5 protein-coding genes and 1 pseudogene are annotated in these 6,617 nt (G+C 67.1%); all 6 read right to left on the bottom strand.

All coding sequences use genetic code 11. From position 1 onward, the window contains the following. Positions 1 to 218 (bottom strand): annotated as a pseudogene (locus tag EOA79_RS28050) (MarR family transcriptional regulator); the annotation flags it as partial. Further along, entirely contained in the window at positions 215 to 799 is a 585-nt protein-coding gene (locus EOA79_RS28045; RefSeq protein WP_095825565.1) for an amino acid synthesis family protein, read from the bottom strand. The pseudogene EOA79_RS28050 and the gene EOA79_RS28045, both read right to left, overlap by 4 nt. Continuing rightward, a complete protein-coding gene (locus EOA79_RS28040; protein WP_095825564.1) occupies positions 792 to 1,673 on the bottom strand; it encodes a hypothetical protein in 882 nt (293 codons plus the stop codon). The genes EOA79_RS28045 and EOA79_RS28040 overlap by 8 nt, the downstream gene beginning before the upstream one ends. Next, positions 1,673 to 3,214 (bottom strand): 6-hydroxynicotinate reductase, encoded by a 1,542-nt coding sequence (locus EOA79_RS28035; protein ID WP_067324017.1) that lies wholly within the window; start codon positions 3,212 to 3,214, stop codon positions 1,673 to 1,675. Before EOA79_RS28035 ends, EOA79_RS28040 begins: the two co-directional genes overlap by 1 nt. Then, a complete protein-coding gene (locus tag EOA79_RS28030; protein ID WP_095825562.1) occupies positions 3,211 to 5,964 on the bottom strand; it encodes a molybdopterin-dependent oxidoreductase in 2,754 nt (917 codons plus the stop codon). Before EOA79_RS28030 ends, EOA79_RS28035 begins: the two co-directional genes overlap by 4 nt. Beyond that, the coding region (locus EOA79_RS28025) for an FAD binding domain-containing protein (RefSeq protein WP_128293487.1) at positions 5,961 to 6,617 on the bottom strand (657 nt) is incomplete at its 5' end. The genes EOA79_RS28025 and EOA79_RS28030, both read right to left, overlap by 4 nt.

Raw genomic sequence — 6,617 nt, 5'->3', positions numbered from 1 at the left:
GTGCCGAGCTGGTTCTGCGAGGTCTCGCCGATGTCGTAGAGCTTGGCGAGAGCGGCGAATTGCGGCGGCGTCAGATCGCCAATGTGGGAGGCGAAGATCGCCACATGGCGCTGATGCGCCTTGCGCAGGATGAAGCCGACCTGGTCCTGCAGATGGTAGTTGTTCTCGTCCAGCTCTTCGGCCTCGACCAGCCGCAGCAGATTGTCCTCGCCGCTCATCTCAAGCCGTCCCAAGCCTTGATGTCTCCGGCCGCAAGGCCGCCCATGCGGTTGTGGACGCGCGGGCCGCAGGTTATGGCGAGGCAGAACAAGATCTCGTCGGGACGCGGGCCGTCGCTGATGCCGACTTCCATCGCGTCGAAATGGCTGCGCACATAGGCAGCGTTGATGTGGCCGAGCGGAACATCGAGCCGTGCGCCGAAGGCGCCGACCTTCTTCGCCGACGGCACGATCGCCTTGGCGTCGCCGAGCCGCTCGCGCATGGCGTAGCCGCCGGGCACGTGCCAGAGCGCGCCGTGCTCCAGTTCGCCGGCACTGCCGACGATGGCGCCCTTGCCGTAACCGTCGATCTTTTTCACATCGCCGCCAAGCGCGGCGATCAGCCTGTCGGAAAGCAACAGCCCGAGCGGCTTCAGGTCCTCCATCGCGCCCTGCAGGTCCTCGACATATCGACCGGCAAACGGGTTCTTGACCACGGCGAGAGCCGCGGCGCGCAGGCGCGGCTCCTTCGCCGCTGGGCCGCCGTCGTGGAAGATCTCTTCGGTCAGCACCGCGACCTTGCGGATCGGGAATTCAGGCATGGGCAGTTTCCTTCGCTTTATGCTTGTTGGGCGCAGCGAGCGCCACGGAGCCACTGATGCGGGTTTGGCCGGCAAGGAACAGCGCCGACGCGGCGATCAGGCCGCGCCGACGAAAATCTTCGGCGACGGCAAGGCCGTTATCCAGCGCCCGGGCCACCTCGCCGGGCGCTAGCCCGCCGACGCCCTGCGTCACCAGCCGTTCGCCGAGATCGCTGTCGGGCGAAAGATCCCGCGCCGGCACGCGATGAACCGCCGGATGCCCAGGCAGGTCGACCGCGTTGGCAATCAGCGTCGCCGCGGCATCCGCCTCGGCGCCGGTCCGCGCCAGCACGGTGACTGCGTCGGCGATGCCCAGCGAAAAGGAGCGGCCGCGCCAGCCACTGGTGGCGACGCCGCGCACGCCGTCTTCGGCGCGGATCGTGATGCGGTCGGCCATGCCGTGCCCGGTGCCGGCGATCGCCAGCGTTATCGTGCCGCCCTTGCCGAGATGAATAGCGCTGTCGCCGCCATTGTTGACGTAGGCGCGCTCGAGCCGGCGTCCGGCGAGAAGCGCGGCCAGAACTTCGTCGGCTACCGAACCCGCAACGGCGGCCATCGGCGTGATGAAGCTTTCCGCGAGCGGTGAGACCGCGGCCTCCATGCGCCGCGCGGTCGGACCTGCAAAAACGCTCGGCGTCAAAGACGCCGGACGGCGCAATTCGGGAAGCTCCTCGACCAGTTCGGTCAGGATCGTCTGGAAGCGCGCGACGGCCTGCACGCAGCCGGCGCGGCGTTCAGCTGCATCGCCAAAGGCCTCGACGATGAGGTCGATCGGCCCGTGATTGAGATGAAGCCGCCTGCCGTCGGCGAGCCAATGCGCCTGCGGGCCGTTCATCAGTCGGCCCCATTGGCCGGGGTGCGGCGCAATTGCGCCAACGGCGGCCAGGGATTGCCGGCCGGCGCGCCGACATTGCTGCGCGGATTAAGGTATTCGCCGCCTTTGGCAAGAATGTCCTCGACGCTGCGGATCTCGTCCTCGTAACCGCCGAGCCGGACGTAGTCGTCGCGGCGCATGGTGAATTCGATCGGCGCGACCAGCGCCGGCGTCGGCACATAACCGAATGCGCCTTCCGGCACGCGGGTGACATCGACCATCAGGGTGATGCCGCCGCCCGGCCAGACATAGACCGGCGCGCCGCCGACCGTGACATAGGTCTTCAGGCCCTGAACCGAGCGGGTGAGATTGACCGGGTTTTCGGTGACGCCGGCGCGCAGCGAGCCGCCCGCGCCGCCGATGAAGAGCACAGTGCACAGGGCCGGCTCGCAATTGTCCTCGATCAGGCCGACGGATTTCTGCAGCCGCTCCGGGAACGGTTTCTCGACCGGTTTCAACTGATCGTCCAGTTCGTAGTAAGCGAACTGTTCGCCCGTGGTCGAGACCATCAGCAGCGACAGGCCGGGGCGAGCACCCTTCTTGGCGTTCCAATCGCCCAGGATCGACAGCGGATCGGAGATCGTCGTGCCGCCCCAGCCGAGACCGGGCTCCGAAACCTTGAAGTAGCGGCCGGGCGTCGAGCGGCGGCCGATGATCTTTATCCCGGTATCCTCCCAGCCCAATACCTTGCCGGCCTGATGTTCCGACACGACGCCGGTGATATGGTCGTCAACCACCACAACCTCGTCGACGAGCCCGCGCCATTGCGTGGCGAACATGCCGATGGTGGCCGAGCCGCAGCCGACGCGCATGCGATGCTCGATCTTGCCGTCGATGACCGGCGCCTTGCCAGCCTCGACAATGACCGTCGCACCGCCGTCGATGGTGAGCTCGACCGGCTTCCTGTTGCAGAGGTTGAGAAGCGCGTCGCAAGTCGCGCGGCCTTCAGCCTTGGAGCCGCCGGTCAAGTGATGCACGCCGCCAAGCGACAGCATCTGCGAGCCATATTCGCCAGTGGTGACGTGGCCGATCGCCTCGCCTTCCGAGCGCACGGTCGCCGTCTCGTCGCCGATGTGGCGGTCCGTATCGATCTTCACCTTGACGCCGCAATAGGAGAAGATGCCCTCGGTGACGACGGTGACGAGATCGACGCCCTCGACCTCCTGGCTGACGATGAAAGGTGCGGGCTTGTAATCCGGGTAGGTGGTGCCGGCCCCGATCGCGGTGACGAAGCGGCGGCCGGTGTTGACCAGCTCACCACCCCACTCCTCGCCCTCGGCGACGAATGGCACGACCGCGCCGCCGGTCTCGGCCGCGTGGTCGAGGATGGTCAGCGGATCCATGCGCACGATGCGCCCGCCGACATTGCCGTAGCGGTCGCAGGCGCCGGTGCGGCCGTCGGCGATGTAGCACATCACCGGACAGGCATCGCAGCGGATCTTCTCCGCCACCTGCTTCTCACCGGGATCGTGGGTTTCGAAACGTTCGGCAAGCTCGCTCATCGGCGCGCCTCCTTTTCGCGGATCGCCGCCAGGATGCGGCTCGGCGTCGCCGGCACTTTGGTGACCAGCACGCCGGTGGCATGTCGGATGGCGTTGAGGATCGCCGGCGCGGTCGGGATCAGCACATGCTCCCCCAAACCCTTGGCGCCGAAAGGTCCTTCCGGGTCCGGAACTTCCACCAATATGTGCTCGACCGGCGGCACGTCGCCGATGGTCGGGATGAGGTAGTCGTGCAGGTTCTCGGTGCGGCCGGGGATATATTCCTCCATCAGTGCCATGCCGATGCCTTGCGCGATGCCGCCCTCGATCTGCCCCTCGACCAGTACCGGGTTGATGGCCTTGCCGACATCATGCGCGGCGGTGATCTTGAGCAGCTTCACCGTGCCCAGCTTGAGATCGACCTCAAGCTCGGCGATCTGGGCGCCATAACCATAGACGGCGTAGGGCTTGCCCTGGCCCTTGGCGTCGAGCGGCAGCGTGGGCGGATCGTAGGTCTCTTCCGCGACGAACACCAAGCCATCGGCATCGATCTTCAGTGTACGCAGATCGATGCGTCGCGTCGCATCCACCTCGCGGATGGAGATGCTTGCGCCGTCGAGCGCGATCGTTGCTTGATCGGACACATTGGCGAAACGCAGGATCTTTTCGCGCAGCGCGCGGCCCGCCTTCTCCGCCGCCTTGCCGGTGACAAAAGTCTGGCGCGAGGCGGATGTCTTGCCGGCGTCGGGCGTGATGGCGGTGTCGGCGCTCTTCAGCCTGAACTTGTCCAGCGGCAGGCCGAGCGCGTCGGCGCAGATCTGGCTGATGACCGTGTTGGAGCCTTGGCCGATGTCGACGGCGCCCTGGTGCAGCACGACATCTCCGGAGGCCGAGACGCCGACCTTGATCGTCGAAGGATTGGGCAGCGAGGTGTTGCCGCAGCCATACCAGCAGGAGGCGACGCCGACGCCGCGCTTGCTTGCCGTGTTGATGGCGTTGAAGGCTTCCGCATCGCCAAGCGCGCGCGCCCAATGCTGCTGAAGCCTCTCCAGGCATTCACTGATGCCGACGCCCGACTCCAGCCGTTGGCCCGTGACCGTTTCGCAGCCGTTTCGAAGGCAGTTCTTCAGCCGGAAATCGAGGCGATCCATGCCAAGCTTGCCAGCGAGCGCGTCGTAGAGCGTTTCCTGCATAATGGTTGCCTGCGGCACGCCGAAGCCGCGGAAGGCGCCGGCGATCGGGCCGTTGGTATGGATGGCCCTGCCCGTCGCCCGATAGTTCGGCGTCTGATAGGGGCCGGAGGCATGCACCGGCACGCGGTTGGCAACCGTCGGGCCCCAGCTTGCATAGGCGCCGGTGTTGAAATCGCCCTCAAAGATCATTCCGGTGACGCGGCCCTCGGAATCGGCACCGATGGTCGCCTCCATTTCGGCCGGATGGCGCTTGGTGGTCGACATCATGGATTCGTTGCGCGTGTAGGCGAGTGCCGCCGGCCTGCCGGTCTTCATCGCCACAAGGCCGATCAGAGGCTGAAGCGAGACATCGAGCTTCGAGCCGAAGCCGCCGCCAGTGGCGGTCGGCACGATGCGCACCTTTTCGACCGGGAGGCCTAGCACCTTGGCCGTGTCGTCGCGATCCATGTAGGGCGCCTGGGTGCAGGCGACGATGACGAGCGTGTCGCCATCCATGTAAGCGAAGCCGGCCTCCGGCTCGATATAGGCATGCTCGACGAAAGAAGTCTCGATGGCGCCGGAGACGGTGACAGCAGCGGCAGCAAGGGCGCCGTCGGGATCGCCATGTTCGACATAGCCGGAGGTGAGCAGGTTCGCCGGCCGATGCCGGTGGATCAGGAGTGCGCCGTCGGCTTTCGCCTCGCGGGGCTGCAACACATGCGGCAGTTCCGTCCAGGCGATCGGAAAATCCGTCAGGTCGAGGTCGGGGATGGCTTCGCGCTCGCCCGCCACCAGCGCGACCGCCTCGCCGCGAAGGCGCGCGAAACCTTCGGCAAGGGCCGGCTGATCAGCAAAGGGGCCGATGACCCCGAAGCAGTTCCTGCCCGGAATGTCGGCGGCGGTGAAGACGCCGGCAATGCCGGGATGCGCTTTGGCCCAGGCGTCGAGATCTCCGAAGCTGAAACCGGCGTGATAGTAGGGCGAGCGGACGACCAGCACCGACAGCGCGTCGTGCGGAAAGGAATCGCCGCCGAATTTTTCGTCGCCGGTAACCTTCGGCACGCCGTCGAGCCGGATCGGCGAGGCGCCGACGGCGCGGCCGACCTCCGGCAGGCGACGGTCGAAACCGTCCATATGCTGCGAGGCATGCATCACCGCCGCGACGATTTTCCGGTACCCCGTGCAGCGGCAGAGCACGCCGCCCAGCGCATCCTGCGTCTCGGCCTCACTCGGCGTTGGGTTGCGCTGCAGCAGCGCGGTAGCCGCCACCAGCAGGCCCGGCGTGCAGATGCCGCATTGCGCGGCGCCGTGTTCGAGGAAGGACGCCTGCAAGGCCGACAGCCTGCCGTTGGCGAGGCCCTCGACCGTCGTGACGGACGCGCCGGAGACCGAGGCCGCCGGCACAAGGCAGGCGCAGACGGGATTGCCGTCGACCAGCACGGTGCAGGCGCCGCAATCGCCGGCGTCGCAGCCGACCTTGGTGCCGGTCAGCCGCAACTCGTCGCGCAGAACCTGCGAGAGCCGCCGCACCGGCGGCACCGACACGCTGACAGCCGCGTCGTTGACCTCGAAGGCAATGTCGGTGCGCTCCATTGTCATGCGGCCACCTTGCCTTCGCCCAGGCTGGTCGCAGCGCACACTGCGCGGACAACGATCTCGCGCGCCGCATGCTCCCGGTATTCGGCGCTGCCGCGCACATCGGCGATTGGCGACAGTTCGTCGATCGGCGCGGACAGCACCGCATCGGCGAGCGCGGCGGTAACCGGCTGGCCGCGCAGGGCCGCCTCGACGCCGGCAAGACGACGGGCGACGGCGGAGCAGGCGCCGACAGCGATAGCAGCATCAGCGACCACGCCATCTTCGATCACGAGACGCGCCGCCGCCATGGCGATCGAGATCACGAGATAGCGCCGCGCGCCAAGCTTGACGAAGGCGGACGAGCCGACAGCCGAACGTTTCGGCACACGAATGGCGGTAACCATCTCGTCTGGCTGCAGCGCCGTGCGGCGATTGCCGAGAATGAACCCGCCAAGCGGCAGGTAGCGCGTGGCTTTCGCCGACCGCAATTCGACTTCGGCATCGACCACCTGCAGCGCCGGAACGCCGTCGGCGGCGGGCGAGGCGTTGCAGAGATTACCGGCGACCGACGCGACGTTCTGGATCTGGACCGAGCCGACTTCGCGCGCGGCCGCCTTCAGCGCATCGAACGCCCTGGGCAGCTTGTGGCGCACGACGTCGGTCCAGGTGGTGCG

The sequence above is a fragment of the Mesorhizobium sp. M1A.F.Ca.IN.020.03.2.1 genome (assembly GCF_004023205.1).
Taxonomy (GTDB): domain Bacteria; phylum Pseudomonadota; class Alphaproteobacteria; order Rhizobiales; family Rhizobiaceae; genus Mesorhizobium.
This window is presented reverse-complemented; position numbering and strand designations above follow the sequence as displayed.

Bases quoted from the DNA above. Each gene is read 5' to 3' on its own strand.
- EOA79_RS28035 (WP_067324017.1), bottom strand. From the start codon at position 3,214: ATGAGCGAGCTTGCCGAACGTTTCGAAACCCACGATCCCGGTGAGAAG.
- EOA79_RS28045 (WP_095825565.1), bottom strand. From the start codon at position 799: ATGCCTGAATTCCCGATCCGCAAGGTCGCGGTGCTGACCGAAGAGATC.
- EOA79_RS28030 (WP_095825562.1), bottom strand. From the start codon at position 5,964: ATGACAATGGAGCGCACCGACATTGCCTTCGAGGTCAACGACGCGGCT.
- EOA79_RS28040 (WP_095825564.1), bottom strand. From the start codon at position 1,673: ATGAACGGCCCGCAGGCGCATTGGCTCGCCGACGGCAGGCGGCTTCAT.